General features: G+C 62.4%; 17 protein-coding genes. 6 read left to right on the top strand and 11 right to left on the bottom strand.

Annotated elements, in window-relative coordinates; translation table 11 throughout:
- Window positions 1-4: 4 nt before the first annotated feature.
- The 5 genes from ppnN (at window position 5) to ACA041_RS18780 (ending at window position 4,037) form a co-directional block, all read left to right on the top strand.
- The gene (ppnN, locus tag ACA041_RS18760; RefSeq protein WP_497435526.1) at window positions 5-1,378 is read left to right on the top strand and encodes a nucleotide 5'-monophosphate nucleosidase PpnN; all 1,374 of its coding nucleotides are present in this window, start codon (window positions 5-7) and stop codon (window positions 1,376-1,378) included.
- A gap of 132 nt (window positions 1,379-1,510) precedes the next feature.
- Window positions 1,511-1,963, top strand: a complete 453-nt coding sequence (locus ACA041_RS18765) for an NUDIX hydrolase (RefSeq protein ID WP_497435530.1) — start codon at window positions 1,511-1,513, stop codon at window positions 1,961-1,963.
- A 319-nt stretch (window positions 1,964-2,282) separates the two neighbouring features.
- A complete protein-coding gene (locus ACA041_RS18770; RefSeq protein ID WP_497435535.1) occupies window positions 2,283-3,023 on the top strand; it encodes a response regulator in 741 nt (246 codons plus the stop codon).
- A 176-nt stretch (window positions 3,024-3,199) separates the two neighbouring features.
- On the top strand, window positions 3,200-3,586 hold the full coding sequence (locus ACA041_RS18775; protein WP_497435540.1) for a hypothetical protein: 387 nt from the start codon (window positions 3,200-3,202) through the stop codon (window positions 3,584-3,586).
- A 226-nt stretch (window positions 3,587-3,812) separates the two neighbouring features.
- Entirely contained in the window at window positions 3,813-4,037 is a 225-nt protein-coding gene (locus ACA041_RS18780; RefSeq protein WP_497435545.1) for a hypothetical protein, read from the top strand.
- A 148-nt stretch (window positions 4,038-4,185) separates the two neighbouring features.
- Here the strand turns inward: ACA041_RS18780 and ACA041_RS18785 are convergent, their stop codons facing one another.
- The 11 genes from ACA041_RS18785 to ACA041_RS18835 form a co-directional block, all read right to left on the bottom strand.
- On the bottom strand, window positions 4,186-5,622 hold the full coding sequence (locus tag ACA041_RS18785; RefSeq protein ID WP_497435548.1) for an FAD/NAD(P)-binding protein: 1,437 nt from the start codon (window positions 5,620-5,622) through the stop codon (window positions 4,186-4,188).
- Between the two features lie 14 nt (window positions 5,623-5,636).
- Window positions 5,637-6,404, bottom strand: a complete 768-nt coding sequence (locus ACA041_RS18790) for an ABC transporter ATP-binding protein (RefSeq protein WP_497435551.1) — start codon at window positions 6,402-6,404, stop codon at window positions 5,637-5,639.
- Window positions 6,405-6,407: 3 nt separating this feature from the next.
- Complete coding sequence (locus ACA041_RS18795) at window positions 6,408-7,748, bottom strand: ABC transporter substrate-binding protein (RefSeq protein WP_497435554.1); 1,341 nt, start codon at window positions 7,746-7,748, stop codon at window positions 6,408-6,410.
- Window positions 7,749-7,774: 26 nt separating this feature from the next.
- A complete protein-coding gene (locus ACA041_RS18800) occupies window positions 7,775-8,824 on the bottom strand; it encodes a branched-chain amino acid ABC transporter permease (RefSeq protein ID WP_497435559.1) in 1,050 nt (349 codons plus the stop codon).
- Between the two features lie 4 nt (window positions 8,825-8,828).
- Window positions 8,829-9,710 carry a branched-chain amino acid ABC transporter permease gene (locus tag ACA041_RS18805; RefSeq protein ID WP_497435564.1) on the bottom strand — a complete coding sequence of 294 codons (882 nt, stop codon included), beginning with the start codon at window positions 9,708-9,710 and terminating at the stop codon, window positions 8,829-8,831.
- Entirely contained in the window at window positions 9,710-10,486 is a 777-nt protein-coding gene (locus ACA041_RS18810; protein WP_497435568.1) for an ABC transporter ATP-binding protein, read from the bottom strand. The genes ACA041_RS18805 and ACA041_RS18810 overlap by 1 nt, the downstream gene beginning before the upstream one ends.
- Window positions 10,483-11,388: an AMP-binding protein gene (locus ACA041_RS18815; protein ID WP_497435572.1), complete on the bottom strand. Its 906-nt coding sequence runs from the start codon at window positions 11,386-11,388 to the stop codon at window positions 10,483-10,485. The genes ACA041_RS18810 and ACA041_RS18815 overlap by 4 nt, the downstream gene beginning before the upstream one ends.
- A 244-nt stretch (window positions 11,389-11,632) precedes the next feature.
- A complete protein-coding gene (locus ACA041_RS18820) occupies window positions 11,633-13,036 on the bottom strand; it encodes an LLM class flavin-dependent oxidoreductase (protein WP_497435577.1) in 1,404 nt (467 codons plus the stop codon).
- Entirely contained in the window at window positions 13,036-13,473 is a 438-nt protein-coding gene (locus ACA041_RS18825; RefSeq protein WP_497435582.1) for an acyl-CoA dehydrogenase, read from the bottom strand. Before ACA041_RS18825 ends, ACA041_RS18820 begins: the two co-directional genes overlap by 1 nt.
- Window positions 13,474-13,483: 10 nt before the next feature.
- Window positions 13,484-14,686, bottom strand: a complete 1,203-nt coding sequence (locus ACA041_RS18830) for an SfnB family sulfur acquisition oxidoreductase (RefSeq protein ID WP_497435587.1) — start codon at window positions 14,684-14,686, stop codon at window positions 13,484-13,486.
- A gap of 157 nt (window positions 14,687-14,843) precedes the next feature.
- A complete protein-coding gene (locus ACA041_RS18835; RefSeq protein ID WP_497435591.1) occupies window positions 14,844-15,407 on the bottom strand; it encodes a helix-turn-helix domain-containing protein in 564 nt (187 codons plus the stop codon).
- Between ACA041_RS18835 and ACA041_RS18840 the strand changes: the two genes are divergently transcribed.
- Window positions 15,402-16,427, top strand: coding sequence for a DMT family transporter (locus tag ACA041_RS18840; protein WP_497435596.1), 1,026 nt, complete (start codon window positions 15,402-15,404; stop codon window positions 16,425-16,427). The two genes, ACA041_RS18835 and ACA041_RS18840, sit on opposite strands and share 6 nt — an antisense overlap.
- Window positions 16,428-16,487: the final 60 nt, after the last annotated feature.

Here is a 16,487-nt window from a genome sequence, read left to right on the forward strand (position 1 = left end):
TTGAATGACCCAACGACATGTAATCAACGCTTCGGTCAGCCCTAAAGGCAGCCTGGAAACCCTCTCTCAACGTGAAGTACAGCAACTGAGCGAAGCCGGATCCGGCAGCACCTATACCCTTTTCCGCCAGTGCGCCCTGGCCATCCTCAATACCGGCGCCCATGTTGATAATGCCAAGACCATCCTCGAAGCCTACAAGGACTTCGAAATCCGCATTCACCAGCAGGACCGTGGCGTTCGCCTCGAACTGCTGAACGCTCCAGCCAACGCCTTCGTCGACGGCGAAATGATCGCCAGCACCCGGGAAATGCTGTTCAGCGCCCTGCGCGATATCGTCTACACCGAAAACGAACTCGACGCCCAGCGCATCGACCTGAGCACTTCCCAGGGCATCAGCGACTACGTGTTCCACCTGCTGCGCAACGCCCGCACCCTGCGCCCGGGTATCGAACCGAAGATCGTGGTGTGCTGGGGCGGGCATTCGATCAATACCGAAGAATACAAATACACCAAGGAAGTCGGTCATGAACTGGGCCTGCGCAGCCTGGACATCTGCACCGGTTGCGGCCCTGGCGTGATGAAAGGCCCGATGAAAGGCGCGACCATCGCCCACGCCAAGCAGCGCATCCATGGCGGACGCTACCTGGGCCTGACCGAACCCGGCATCATCGCCGCGGAAGCGCCGAACCCGATCGTCAACGAACTTGTGATCCTGCCGGACATCGAAAAACGCCTGGAAGCTTTCGTCCGCGTCGGCCACGGCATCATCATCTTCCCCGGCGGCGCCGGCACCGCCGAAGAGTTCCTGTACCTGCTCGGTATCCTGATGCACCCGGACAACGCCGGCCTGCCCTTCCCCGTCATCCTCACCGGGCCGAAACACGCGGCGCCGTACCTGGAGCAGCTGGACGCGTTCGTCGGCGCCACGCTGGGTGAAGGCGCCAAGCAGCATTACGAGATCATCATCGACGACCCCGCCGAAGTGGCGCGGCAGATGACCCAGAGCCTCAAGGCGGTGAAACAGTTCCGCCGCGAACGCAACGACGCCTTCCATTTCAACTGGCTGCTGAAGATCGACGAAGGCCTGCAGCGCCCCTTCGATCCGACCCACGAAAACATGGCCAACCTGAACCTGAGCCGCAACCTGCCGGCCCACGAACTGGCCGCCAACCTGCGCCGGGCGTTCTCCGGCATCGTCGCCGGCAACGTCAAGGACAAGGGCATCCGCCTGATCGAAGAACACGGGCCGTATCAGATTCGGGGTGATGCGGCGGTGATGCAGCCGCTGGATCAATTGCTCAAGGCGTTTGTTGCTCAGCACCGGATGAAACTTCCGGGTGGTGCGGCTTATGTGCCGTGTTATCAGGTAGTTGCGTAGTAATTTTGAAGTTGTTTCTATCATCGAAACCCGGTTTTTCGGGATAGAAGCGATTTGCGGTGAGGGGCTCGCCCCTCACCACACATAACTACCGGGTTGTTGCCGGAAGTTAGCCTATGGATAGAAAAAACGATGCGCCAACGCAATGCCGCAAGACTCCTCGTCATCAACCCCTTGAATCAGGTTTTGCTCTTTCGCTTCCAGCACAAGGGCGATGCCCTGGACGGACGCGACTATTGGGCGACCCCCGGTGGCGGACTCGAGGCAGGTGAAAGCTTCGAAACGGCCGCGGTTCGAGAACTGCTGGAAGAGACCGGCCTGCGCGTCGACGCGGTAGGCGCCTGCGTGGCTGAACGCGACTTTTCGATGATGCTGCCCAGTGGTGAAAAGGTCTTGTCCGTGGAACGCTACTTCATCGTTCGAACCGACGGCGAACAGCTGACGCGTGATGGCTGGACCGCCGATGAGGCGCGGGTCATGACCGAGCATAAATGGTGGTCAGTGGCAGATCTGCAGCAAACCCGCGAAACGGTCTGGCCAGAACGCTTGATCGAAATGCTGGAAAAAGCGCAACACCCTGGCTGACGCAACGCCAAGCCTCCCTGTAGGAGCCGGCTTGCTGGCGAAGGCGTCTTCATGGGTGCCGTAGGACTCAAGGCCGCCTTCGCAGGCAAGCCAGCTCCCACAAGAGTCCCGGTACATCCGCTGAATCAGGTCGGCTGCCAGGCATAAGGTGTCACACAGGGCACCCGGTACAGTTCGATACACCCGCACCTGAAAAAAGCCGTCGTGTATCCCCCTGTATCAAGTGCACCACCAGATACACTGGGATACAAAGGCCAGCATGCAGCGTCGACGTGGCTCCCTAGAATGCGCAACGTGCGAATAAAAAGAGGGTTGAGCAATGGATCATGTGAACCACATCCTGATCGTCGACGACGATCGAGAAATCCGCGAACTGGTCGGCAATTACCTGAAGAAAAACGGCCTGCGCACCACAGTGGTCGCCGATGGCCGGCAGATGCGCAGCTTCCTCGAAGCGAACACCGTGGACCTGATCGTGCTCGACATCATGATGCCCGGCGATGACGGCCTGCTGCTGTGCCGCGAGCTACGCTCGGGCAAGCACAAGGCCACGCCGATCCTCATGCTCACCGCCCGAAATGATGAAACCGATCGCATCCTCGGCCTGGAAATGGGCGCCGACGACTACCTGACCAAACCCTTCGCCGCCCGCGAACTGCTGGCGCGGATCAACGCCGTGCTGCGCCGCACGCGGATGCTGCCGCCCAACCTGCTGATCACCGAAAGCGGCCGGCTCCTGGGTTTCGGCCGCTGGCGCCTGGACACCACCGCCCGTCACCTGCTGGACGAAGACGGCACCATGGTCGCCCTCAGCGGTGCCGAGTATCGCCTGCTGCGGGTGTTCCTCGACCATCCGCAACGGGTGCTCAGCCGCGATCAATTGCTCAACCTGACCCAGGGCCGCGAAGCCGACCTGTTCGACCGTTCCATCGATTTGCTGGTGAGCCGCCTGCGCCAGCGGCTGATGGACGACTCCCGGGAATCGACCTACATCAAGACCGTGCGCAGCGAAGGCTATGTGTTTTCCTACCCGGTGGAATTGCTCGGCGCACAATCGTGAGCCTGCTGACCTGCTCCGGGTTTTGTATCCCTCTGTATTAAAACCCACGGCAGATACGCAGACACCGATTTCGGCGCGATCGAGCACACATCACCGATACACCCGAGCGTTTAACTGTGAACACCGGATAGCAGCCGCTACCGACCCACTTAAACTCAAGCGCTCGGAGAATCACCATGTTCAACTTCTCGAAAGTTTCGTCCCTGGCACTCGGCCTGGCACTGGTTGGCGGTGTCGGCCTGTCGAATCTGGCCTCGGCCAACACTCTGAGTGCTGCGCCACACGGTCAGATCCAGCAACTGCTGGTGGAAGGTGGTTCGGATCGACTGCAACAGAACCGCGTCGCCGAAGGTGGTGCCGATCGTCTGCAAGAGCTGCGTGAACGCGTGGCTGAAGGCGGCTCGGATCGCCTGATCGAGAACCGCGTTGCCGAGGGCGGCGCCGATCGCCTGCAGGAACTGCGCGAGCGTGTGGCCCTGAGCACCCCGAGCAATGCAGTACGCGGCGGCGTGCTGGTGGCGGAAAACCGCGCCGAGTTCGGCTCGAAATATCAGCGGTATTGATAACGATCTCCACCACAACACACCTCCACTGTGGGAGCGAGGTCGCACACGAGTCCTGTGTCCGACACACATTCAATGCAGGAGTCAGGTGTCGAACACCATCAATCACCCCCGCTGACGCTGGATCAACGCTCTTGATAACGACTATGCGTCAGGGTGTTTTTTCATCGCAGTGCTCCAGCAATACAGTGGCCACATCTTCTTCCCACACTTCTGGAGCATCCTCATGAAAAGCATCATCGGTCTTGGTTTCGCCCTGGCGGCCCTTGGCGGTACATCCGCCATTGCGGCACCGCACGCTACTTCGACAGTGGTTGCGGCGGCTAAAGTCAGCCAGCCGGCGCTATTGAAAGTGAATACCGTGGGCATTGATCACAAAGACAATCAACAGGGCAAACTCTACGTCGCGGAAAACCGTCCCGAGTTTGGTTCGAAGTATCAGCGTTATTGATCAAACGCATTGTGCCGCCACCCTGTAGGAGCTGGCTTGCCAGCGAAGGCGCCGGGTCAGTCGACACATTTATCGCCTGAACGGACGCCTTCGCTGGCAAGCCAGCTCCTACAGTGTTGATCGGTGTCATGCCCAAAAACCGGGCCCGCTATCCGCCAGTAACCAGTCGAACCGCAAGAGCCTTGGCCTGACTCGCCACGTCAGTCACCGCCGTACTCTCCCACCACATGCCACGCAACGGCGGCCCCATGGCAAACAACAGTCGACTGGCAACCTGCCCATCGACATCCAGCACCGCGCCATCGACTGCCGCTGCAATCCCCAATGCCAAGGGCCCCGGCCGCACCAGTCCGCGAGCCAGCAGTTGCTGTGGCAATGGCCGCGCCACCCGCCGCCAGTCGTATTCAATACCGCTGGAGTTGATCAACGCCGCCCCCCGGACGACAACCGTGTCAGCTTCGCCGCGACGCCGGATGCGGATGCTAACCTTACCGCCCGAGGAAGGCTCCAGCCCTTTGAACGACGCCGCCTGAATCCGCAACCGCCCTTCCCCATGCAGCCGCGCCACCAGTTCGGCACTCAAGGGTGGCGAACGATGGTGATGACTTTCCCACCAGGGCCGGACATGGCGCACAAACTGCCGACGTTGCAGGTCCGTCGCCTGATTCCACAAGCGGCCGATATGCACCCGCACCGTATCCAGTGGCGCCTGCCAGTCGATGCCCTGGGCGATGGCGTCCCGACAATGCCGACGCAATTCGCGCACCAGCTGGCGCGGCGTGCGAATGCTGTGGTCCTCGGCGAGAAAATCAGCCCAGGCCGGCGGCTGCCGGCGTACATGCGGCAGCAAGCCATGCCGGGAAAAAACTTCGATCGGCCCGCGATGCCCGGCCTGTTCCAGCGACACCACGGCATCGACCATGGTCAGGCCCGAGCCGATGATCAGCACCGTCGACTGCGGATCGAGCTGGCGCATGGCGGCGACGTCCCACGGATCGAGTGCGGCAGCGTTCAAGCCGCTGGAGTCGGTCTGCGGCGTGCGCGCGGCGGGGAACATGCCGGTCGCCAACACCGCATACGCACCCTGCAAGCGTTGCCCGTCACTCAAGGCCAGCCGCACCGAATCGTCCAGGGTTTGCAGGTCGACCACCTCGGCCCGTACATGCTCGACCGTCGAACCGTTCAAGGCACCCTGCGCTTGCGCTTGCGCCAGGCGCTGCTGCACGTACACGCCGAACAGCCCTCGCGGCGGGAACAGTTCGCTGACCGGCACATGCTGTTCATCGGACTCCGGCCAGCCACCGGCCGCGATGTACTCGGTCAGCCACTGAGTCAGGTCGTCGGCGTTGTCCGGGTCGACGCTCATGCGTGCCGCGTTGCCGTTAAGGGTATGGCCCAATTCGACCGCGCTGTAGGCCTCGCCCCGGCCGAGTTCGGCGCGGGGCTCGATCACCAGCAGCCGACGCTTGCCGGGCAGGCGCAACAACTGCGCCGCCAGCATCGCGCCGCTGAGGCCGCCGCCAACGATCAGGATGTCTGCATCGCGGATGGCGTCGGTCGCCTGTCCGCCTTGGATTTCGCTCATGCCATTCTCACTGGTCAGTGTTTGCCTAAATAGAAATCGTGCAGGTCGCCCCGAGCCAACAACGCTTCGCTGCTGCCGGACAACACCACCCGCCCGGTGTCGAGCACATAAGCCTGGGAGGCGTACTTGAGCGCCACATTAATGTTTTGCTCGGCAATCAGGAAGCTCACCTGCTCGTCGCGATTGAGCTGGGCCACGATCTCGAAAATCTCCTGGACGATAATAGGCGCCAAACCCATGGAAGGTTCATCGAGCAGTACCAAAGTAGGACGGGTCATCAACGCCCGACCGATGGCGACCATCTGCTGCTCGCCGCCGGACGTCAGCCCGGCCTGGGTCTTGCGCCTGGTTTTCAAGCGCGGAAACCAGGTGTAGATGCGCTCCAGGTCCCGGGCCAGGTCCTGCCGGCTCAGGCCCCGGACAAAGCCGCCGCTGCGCAGGTTGTCCTCCACCGTCAGTTGCGCGAACACATGCCGTCCCTCCAGCACATGCACCATGCCCTGGCGTACCCGAACGCTCGGATCGATGCCCGCCGTGTCGCGCCCGAGGAACTCGATCGAACCGCGACTGACCTCTGCCCGCTCGGCCCGCACCAGCCCGGAGATCGCCTTGAGTGTGGTGCTTTTGCCCGCACCGTTGGCCCCCAGCAAGGCAACGATGCCGCCCTTGGGCACCGTCAGCGACACCCCGGCCACGGCGAGGATCGCGCGGTCGTAGATCACCTCGATGTCCTTGACTTGCAACAGGTGGTTGGCGGTATTTTCCGTGGCAGTTTGGTTCATGGCTTAGTCGTCCCCGGTGCAGGTGCGTGGCGTCAGGCCTTTTTCCCTGGCGAAGGCCGCGGATTTTTCATCGATCAACGGCCGCAGCAAGGCACGGTCAGCCGCGATCCAGTCGCTGATCAGCGTCCAGTTGGCACCGTCCCACTGTTGGACCCGTGCCGAACCGCCGCCCTCATGATCCTTGCACGACAGCTTTAAGTTTTGCATCAGGCCGAAGTAGCCCATGTCCTTGAGCCGCGCGTCGTCGATGTTCAGGTGTTCCAGCCCCCACCGCCCTTCCTCGCCATTGAGCGGCCGCTTGCCAAACTTGCCCTGGGCGGTGCGGATCGCTTCCACCATCACGGCGGCGTTCACCAGGCCGGAGTTGTAGTAGACGCTGCCGAAGTTCTTCAGGTCCTTGAGGTCGCTTTTGCCCTTGTCGAGGATGTGCTGCTTGAGACGTTTGTGGATCTCGAAATCGGCGCCGGCCGGGTATGGCGTCAGCGCCAGATAACCCTTGGCGGCTATACCTGCGGGCAATACGTCCTCGCTGGAACTGGCCCAGATATCGCCGACGATGTGGTCTACCGGGAAGCCGAACCGCGCCGCGGTCTTGACCGCCACCGGCGTCGAAACGCCCCAGGTGCGCAGGAACACCCAGTCCGGATTGAGCTGGCGAATCTGCCGCCATTGCGCCGATTGCTCGTTGCCCGGATCGGCCACCGGAATCTGGATGTTCTCGAAGCCGTATTTTTCCGCCAACAGTTTCAACGGGCCGAGGGTTTCCCGGCCATACGCCGAGTCGTGGTAGACCGTGGCGATCTTCTTGCCCTTGAGTTTGTCGAAACCGCCTTCGCGCTGGGCGATGTAGTTGATCAGGCTCGAGGCCTCGCTGTAGAAGGTCAGCATCACCGGGAAGTTGTAGGGGAACACCGTGCCGTCGGTGGCTTCGGTGCGGCCGTAACCGAGGGTGATCAGCGGGATCTTGTCGACTTCGGCGCGCTCGCTCAGTGCATACGCCGCCGGGGCGCCATTGGGTGAATAGATCGCTACCGGAGCGCCGTCCAGGCCTTTCTTGAAGCGCTCGTAGCACTCGATGCCCTTCTCCGCCGTCCACTCGGTCTCGCACTCCTGCCAAACCAGTTTGACCCCGTTGATGCCGCCTTCCACGTCGTTGATGTAGTTCAGGTAATCGAGCATGCCGGCCCAGACCTGCACGCCGCTGGAGGCGTAGGCGCCGACCCGGTAGGTGGCCAACGGGAAGAATTGCTGGTCCGGCGACGCCTGGACCACCGGCACCACGCTGCCGAAAATCGCCAGGGTCAACGCGGCGCCGAGCAGGGAACGTTTCAAGGATGCACGCATGTTGTCTCTCTAATGAGTTGAAGAATTCAGAAGCGCAGCGGCCAGTGGCCCAGCCGTTCACGAAGTTTGCCCAGCAGGCGGATCAGGCCTTCCGGTTCCTTGATCAGGAACAGAATGATCAGCACGCCGAAGATGATTTTCTGCAGGTTCTGCAGTTGCCCGGCATCGACCGAGCCGCCGAACAAGGCCTGCCCGGCATGGCTGAGCAGGATCGGCAGCAGGCTGATGAACGCCGCGCCGACGAAGTTGCCGGCGATGCTGCCCATGCCGCCGATAATGATGATGAACAGGATCTGGAACGATCGATTGATATCGAAGCTGCTTGCGCTGGCGGTGCCTAGGTAGGCGAAGGCCCACAGCGCGCCGGCGATGCCCAGGTAAAACGAGCTGACGGCGAACGCCAGGTGCTTGTAGCGCACCACCGGGATGCCGATCACCGCAGCGGCGGTGTCCATGTCGCGGATCGCCATCCAGTTACGGCCGATCTGGCTTTTCACCAGGTTTATCGCGACCCAGGTCAACAGCAATACAGTGCTCAGGGTCAGCAGGTAGCGGCCCAGCGGCGTGTTGAGGTCATGGCCGAACAGCGCCAGTTTCGGCGCGGAAATGGTCCCGGAAGAGCCGTAGTTGTAGAACCAGGGGAATTTGACGAACAGCCACTCCAGAAAGAACTGCGCCGCCAGGGTGGTGACCATCAGGTAGAAACCTTTGATGCGCGAGCTCGGCAAGCCGAACAGATAGCCCACCAGGGCGCTGATCAGCCCGCCGCCGAGCAGTGCCACCGGCAAGCCTAGTTCGGGCAAGCGCAGCAAAAACCCGTAGGTAGCAAAGGCTCCGACCGCCATGAACCCGGCCGCGCCGACCGAGGTCTGGCCGGTGTAGCCGGTGAGCAGGTTGAGGCCGAGCCCGGCCAGGGACAGCACCAGGAACGGGATCAGAATCGCATTCAGCCAATAGTCGTTGCCGGTCAGCGGCACGACCACGAAGGCGATCAGCAGCAGCGCGATCAGGCCGACCGGCACGCGACGCTGGATCAACACCGCCGGCGCGGTTTCGCGGGTAAGGGAAATCGACATGAATTCAGACTCGCTCGATGGCGCGCTCGCCGAACAGGCCGGCGGGACGGATGTAAAGGAAGGCCAGGGCCAGGACGTAAGCGAACCAGGGGGTGATGCCGCCGCCGATCAGCGGGCCGATATACACCTCGGCGAGGTTCTCCGCCGCGCCGACGATCAGCCCGCCGACAATCGCCCCGCCGATCGAGGTGAAGCCACCGATGATCAACACCGGCAAGGCCTTGAGCACCACCAGCGACAACGAAAACTGCACTCCCTGGCGGGCGCCCCAGAGCAATCCCGCCACCAGGCCGACGATCCCCGCCACCGCCCAGACGATCTGCCAGATGCGGTTGAGGTTGATGCCGATCGACAACGCGGCGGTGGTGTCATCCGCCACCGCGCGCAGCGACACACCGATGCGGGTCTTGTTGAACAGCAACGCCAGCACCGTCACCAGCACGATGGCGGCAGCGGCGGCGATCAGGTCGAACTGGCTGACCATCATCGCGCCGATGAAAATCGGCACGTCGTCGATGCCCAGGTCCAGCGCCCGCACCTGCGAGCCCATCAAGCCCTGGGCCAGGCCTTCGATGATGAACGACAGGCCGAGGGTGGCCATGAACAGGGTGATCTGCGAGCGATTGACCAGCGGCCGCAGCACCAGCCGCTCGATCAGCAGCGCGCCAATGATCATCACCACCACGGTCAGCAACAAAGCGAGCGCGAACGGCACGCCCTGATCGTGCAGGCTGACGAAGGTCAACGCGGCGAACAGCAGCATCGCGCCCTGGGCGAAATTGAACACGCCGCTGGCTTTGTAGATCAACACGAAGCCGATCGCGACCAGGGAGTACATGGTACCGGCGAGCAAGCCACCGAGCAGGGTTTCGAAGAAGAACGTCATCAGTGCACCACTCCCAGATAGGCCGCGATCACCTCGGGATCGGCCTGGACTTGGGCCGGTGTGCCGTCGCCGACCTTGCGCCCGTAATCCAGCACCACCACGTGGTCGGACAGGCCCATGACCACGCTCATGTCGTGCTCGATCAACACCACCGTGGTGCCGAGGTCGCGGTTGATGTCGGCGATGAAGCGGGCCATTTCCTGCTTCTCTTCGGCGTTCATCCCGGCCATGGGTTCGTCGAGCAGCAACAGGCGCGGCCCGGCAATCAAGGCACGGCCCAGTTCCACGCGTTTTTGCAGGCCGTAGGACAGATTGCCCACGGGGACGTCGCGGTGGGCTTGCAGTTCGAGGAATTGGAGAATGCCCTGGGCCTGTCGGCGCAAGTCGGCAGCTTCGCGCCGGGCGCGTGGCAGGTTCAGCGCCTGCTCGATGAAGCTGCTGCGCGAGTGGCGTGACAGGCCGGTGAGGAGGTTGTCGATCACGCTCATCTTCTTGAACAACGCGTTGTTCTGGAAAGTGCGACCAATGCCTCGGCGTGCGGCGGTCAAGGGGTCGATGCGCTTGAATGGCTGCTGCTCGAAGACGATCGAGCCGGCATCGAAGCGATACACGCCGTTCAGCACGTTGAGCAACGAACTCTTGCCCGCGCCGTTGGGGCCGATCAGCGCGCAGATCTCGCCCCGGCGCACGTCGAAGGACAGTTGGTTGATAGCCTTCACGCCTTTGAACGACAGGGAAATGCCGCTGACTTGCAGGATGGAATCGGTCGAGCTCATGCGATGTCCCGTTTGAATTCGGATAACCAGTTCGGCGCCGGTTGCGCGCCGGAGGTGCGGGTGGGTTGCCAGATGAACTGCAGGTTTTGAAAGCCGAGCAGCCGGCGCACGCGGTTCTTGATCAGACGTTGCAGGCCTTGTTCCGGATGGGCGATGGCCCAGTTGCACAGGCGCCGGCGCCAGGTGCCTTCGGGTGCGAGGCGGCTGTCGATTTCGGTGGCGAGCAGTTGCAGGCGCTCGGCCGACAGCAGCAGCCCTGAGGGCGCAACTTCGCGACGGTCGCGGCTGGCGCTGCCTGGGCTTTCCGGAAAGGCCAGGGATTGGCCGCTGGTCAGCCATTGCCCAAGCAGTACGCTCAGGCCGTCCTGCCAGTGGGTGCCCTCTTCGCTCCACAGTTGTGCGCCTTGGGCCCGGCGGATGCGCTGTTGGGCGGCATCTGTCGGGCCGAGCAACTCAGCAAAATCCAGCAGCGCCTGGTCTTGATTCAGCCAGAGTTGTTGCGTCTGTCGTCCTTGCACGAAGGCATGGGTCGGACGGCTGCGCCACAGGGCCTTGTGCAGTGATTGCGCATCGAGATTGTCCGGTAGCGTCAGTAATTCGCCGCCGATATGCTGTGCGGCCAGGGCCAGCAGCAACAGGTTCGGCTCGAATGCACCGCTGAGTGCCAGGCGCGAATCCTCGTCGAAGCCGCGCTGACGCAGGCCGTCGGCCAGGCGCTCGACATCGCGCAAGGCATCGATCCAGCGCCAGACAAACCACTGGCCATGGCGCTTGTGCCGCAGCGCCGGCTGCAACGGGCTGACCTGCGCCCAGTGACGCAACTGCTCCAGCACCCCGGGCACGGCGACCCGCCACGGGGCGATGTCCGCGACGGGCGGACGTTTGAGTTCGTGCACGCTCATGGGTTGACCTCTATGTCATGGGCAAAAGCGTGCGGTGGTCCGCTGGGCTAGGATTTGTGGAGCGACATCCATCAAATGTGGGAGCGAGCCTGCTCGCGAAAGCGGTCTATCAGTCGACATCGATGTTGGATGGGCTGGCCTCTTCGCGAGCAGGCTCGCTCCCACAGTTGATCGCATTTCTCTCAGACACCTCAGAGACCTGTGGGAGCGGCGGAGAGACGATTCGACTTGCCCGCGATGGCCTCTAGGCCGATACCACTTTCTTCTCCTGCTGGCGCAACGCCCCCAAGTCCCGATATCCCGCGCCCGGATGGATAACCGGCAACCGCGGCCCTTCGCTGAACAGCTTCTCGCGCAAGGTCCCCGGCGCGTATTCGGTCTTGTACACCCCGCGCTTCTGCAACTCGGGCACCAGCAACTCCACAGCATCGATAAAGGTTTCATGGGTCAGCGCGTAGGCCAGGTTGAAGCCGTCCACGTCGGTCTCCTCGACCCACTCCTGCAACAGATCGGCAACGGTTTCGGGGCTGCCGACAAACAACGGCCCGAACCCGCCAATGCCCACCCAGTCCGCCAGCTCATTGGGCGTCCAGACCTTGTTCGGGTCCGCCGTGGAGAAGGCTTCCACCGCGGACTGAATCGCGTTGGTGTGCACATGCCTGAGCGGTTCATCCGGCTTGAACTGGCTGAAATCGATCCCGGTCCAGCCAGAGATCAACGCCATGGCGCCTTCGTAGCTGACCCAGGTCTTGTATTCCTCGAACTTGGCCCTGGCCTTGGCATCGGTCTCGCCAAGGATCACCGTCTGCAGGTTGAAGATCAGGATCTTCGACGGATCGCGCCCGGCCTCGGCGGCACGTCGGCGGATGTCGGCCACGGTTTTCTTCAGCAGCACTTTCGACGGTGCGGCGACGAATACGCATTCGGCATGTTCGGCGGCGAACTGCTTGCCGCGACTCGATGCGCCGGCCTGGTACAGCACCGGCGTGCGTTGCGGCGACGGCTCGCAGAGGTGGATGCCCGGCACCTGGAAGTGCTTGCCTGCGTGCCGGATCTCGTGGATTTTGCTCGGGTCGCTGAAAATCCGCCGCTCGCGATCGCGCAGGATGGCGCCCTCTTCCCAACTGCCCTCCCAGAGCTTGTAGCAAACCTCCAGGTACTCTTCGGCAAAATCGTAACGGGCATCGTGTTCAGTCTGGTTTTTCTGCCCGAGGTTTTTCGCGCCGCTTTCCAGGTAGGACGTGACAATGTTCCAGCCGGCGCGGCCCTTGGTCAGGTGATCGAGGGTCGACAGGCGCCGGGCGAACGGATACGGATGTTCGAAGGACAGCGACGCGGTCAGGCCGAAACCCAGGTGCTCGGTGACCAGCGCCATCGGCGGGATCAGTTGCAGCGGATCGTTGACCGGCACTTGCGCGGCCTGGCGAATCGCCGCGTCGCCGTTGCCGTTATAGACGTCGTAGATGCCCAGCACGTCGGCAATGAACAAACCGTCGAACTTGCCGCGCTCAAGGATTTTCGCCAGATCGGTCCAGTACTCCAGGTCCTTGTACTGCCACGAGCGATCCCGCGGATGGGCCCACAGTCCTGGCGACTGATGGCCGACGCAGTTCATGTCAAAAGCGTTGAGACGAATTTCACGGGCCATCAAACGGCACTCCGGACACTGGGGGGATGGATACCGTTCAGGCGGAAGTTGCCGATCAGGTGGAGTTTCCAGCGCAGCGGATCGTGCAGTGATCCGGGCAACCCGGTGCGTTGCCCGGTGAGTTCGAATTCGGCATTGCTGACGGCATTCAGCGCGTCAGCGCTGGCCAGGTGCGATTCGGCGATGGCGATGCTGATTTCGGTAGCGTCTGCATGGCCATTGAGAAAATCTTCGGCGCGCTCGAGCAGCGCGGCGACGACTTCGATACGGATCTGCACATCGCCGAAGCGGCTGATGACATAGGGATCCTCCGTGGTCTTGCCCTGCTGGCGGACAAATCGCAGGGTCGCATCCAGTAGGCTGCGGGCGTTGTGCAGGTCATGCTGAGGCTTGGCCAGGGGTTGCCCGGCGGCAATCGGTTGGGTCAACGCATTCATGGTGAACTCCTCAGTTCCAGGCGTGGCGCGCGGGCTTCACGCCGTTGAGCAGGTAGTTGCCGATCAGGTGGTATTTCCAGCGCGCCGGGTCATGCAGGGTGTGGGTCCGGGCGTTACGCCAGTGGCGGTCGAGGTTGTACTTGCCGAGCACCGAGCGGGTGCCGGCCAGTTCGAAGAGTTTGCTGCTGGCGAGCAAGGCGATTTCCGCGGACAGCACCTTGGCTTGCGCCACTACCACAGACGCACGAGCCACAGTGTCTTCATTGGGGTTGAGCAACGCCCCGTCGATGGCCAGGCCAGCCTTTTTCAGGATCGCTTCGGTGCCGTGGACCCGCCATTCGAGGTCGCCAATCGCCGCGATGCTGAAGGGGTCCTGCCAGCCGTGATCGTGCCCGCTGTCGATCCAGGGACGGGCTTCGCGGGCGAAGCGTTTGCTTTCTTCCAGGGCGCCGACCGCTATGCCGGTGTCCACCGCGGCCTGGATGATTTGCGAGATCGGGCCGTCGGCGGTGGGTTCGTCGAAGGCTTTGTGTGCCGGGATCACCGCGCTGAGCGGCACCTTGACGGCGTTGAGGGTGACGGCACCGCTGGCCGTGGTGCGCTGGCCGAAACCGTCCCAGCTGTCGATCACGGTCAAACCGGGAGTGTCACGCTCGATAAAGGCGATGAAGGCCTGGTTCTGCTCGTTGACCGCCACCGCCGGCACGATGTGCGCAAACAACGCGCCGGTGCAGTAGAACTTCTCGCCATCGATTTGCGCGCTGTCCTCGTCGAAGCGAATGCGGGTTTCGAAGGCGCCGGCGTTTTTACTGTTGGCCTCGGAGAAGGCGTTGCCGAATCGGTAGCCTTGCAGGACTTTGTCGAAGTAGTAGCGCTTCTGCTCTTCGGTGGCGGTTTGCAGCAGGATGTCGAGCACGCCGAGATGGTTTTGCGGGATCTGGCCGAGTGAGGAATCGGCGGCGGAGATGATCTTGATCACCTCGGCCACGGTCACGTAGGACACCCCTGCGCCACCGTAGACCTTGGGAATGGTGATGCCCCAGAGGCCGCTGGCGGAGAACTCGTCGAGCTCGGCGACCGGCAGACGGCGCTCGCGGTCCCGCACGCCGGCTTCGATGGCAAAGCGTGCGGCGAGCTTGTGGGCGACGGCAATCGCCTCCGCATCCGAGCGGATCACGTGGGCAATGTGAGTGGGTTGAGCAGGGGCTGTCATTGGGCCGACTCCGGGATTCAGGTGAATGCACCAGAGCTTTTGCAGGAGTCGTGCCTGAAATCAAATATCCGTTATTTCAATGACTTGAGCGATTTTCCAAGAAATACCCGCAGCTTTAAAACAGCAAAATGTCTATCCGGTGTTGATCGGCAAACAGTTAGATCACCACATTCCTGACGAACCGCGCGGCCACCGGGCCATCGTTGCGATAGGCATGGGGCTGGTTGCTGGCAAACATATAGAACTCGCCGGCGGCAATCGCGTGCGGCGTGTCGCCGAGCATCAGGGTAAGGCAGCCTTCGAACACGTAGATCTGCTCGCTCCAGCCATCGGCATCCGGTTGCGAGGGGTAAATTTCGCCCGGCTGCAGGCACCATTCCCATTGTTCCACCTCGCGGCTGGCGGTGGCTTTGGACAACAGAACGGCTTTGCTGCCGGGGATTGTCCCGGCCCAGGCCACTTCGTTGATGCGGCTGGGGTCGCGGGCGTCCGGGGCCTGGATCAGGTCGCTGAAGGCAACCTCCAGGGCTTCAGCCACCCGATCGAGGGTGGTCAGGCTGACGTTCTTCTCACCGGCCTCGATGGCCACCAGCATCCGCCGGCTGACCCCGGATTTTTCGGCCAGCGCGGTCTGGCTCATGTCGGCGGCATGGCGCAGGCGGCGAACGTTCTGGCTGACGTGCTGCAGGACCGAAGCCCGCTGCGTGGAATCTTTGTGCACTATATTGCTCACTTGGTGGGGTTGGGCAGTATACTGCGCAACATTCGACGCATTGTGCGTCGCCCTCAGGTAGCGCGCAAGGTCATGACGTCGGTGAACTCCTCCCAGGCTTCTTCCCGTTTCTCACGGTTCAGCAAGGCCGAGTGCGTGCTGGTGCTGATCACCATGGTCTGGGGCGGCACCTTCTTGCTGGTGCAACACGCCATGACCGTCAGCGGCCCGATGTTTTTCGTCGGCCTGCGCTTTGCCGCGGCGGCGATCATCGTCGCCCTGTTCTCCTGGCGTCACCTGCGCGAGCTGACCTTGTTCGAACTCAAGGCCGGAGCCTTTATCGGTGTGGCGATCATGCTTGGTTATGGCTTGCAGACGGTCGGTTTGCAGAGCATTCCCAGCAGTCAGTCGGCGTTTATTACCGCGCTGTACGTGCCCTTCGTGCCGTTGCTGCAATGGCTGGTGCTGGGGCGGCGTCCGGGGTTGATGCCAAGCATCGGGATCATGCTGGCGTTCACCGGGTTGATGCTGCTGTCCGGGCCTGCCGGGGCGTCTTTCAATTTCAGCCCGGGTGAAATCGCCACGCTGATCAGCGCCGTGGCAATTGCGGCGGAGATTATCCTGATCAGTACCTATGCCGGCCAGGTCGATGTGCGCCGGGTGACAGTGGTGCAACTGGCGGTGACGTCGGTGCTGTCGTTCCTGCTGGTGGTGCCGACCCGGGAAGCGATTCCGGACTTTTCCTGGTTGCTGTTGTGCAGTGCGCTCGGGTTGGGCGCGGCCAGTGCGGCGATCCAGGTGGCGATGAACTGGGCGCAGAAAAGCGTTTCGCCGACCCGTGCGACCTTGATCTATGCCGGTGAGCCGGTGTGGGCCGGGATTGTCGGGCGGATCGCCGGGGAGCGGTTGCCGGCGATTGCGTTGGTGGGCGCGGGGTTGATTGTGGCGGCGGTGATTGTCAGTGAGTTGAAGACCAAGGGGAAGGTGGCTGCGGTCGAGGAAGAGTTGGAGCAGGAGACACAAGGTTAAGCTTCTCTATTTGCAGCGCCGGGAAGGTCGCCTTCGCGAGCAGGTCGAATCGTCGCACCG

This window comes from Pseudomonas sp. LBUM1676 (assembly GCF_059695605.1).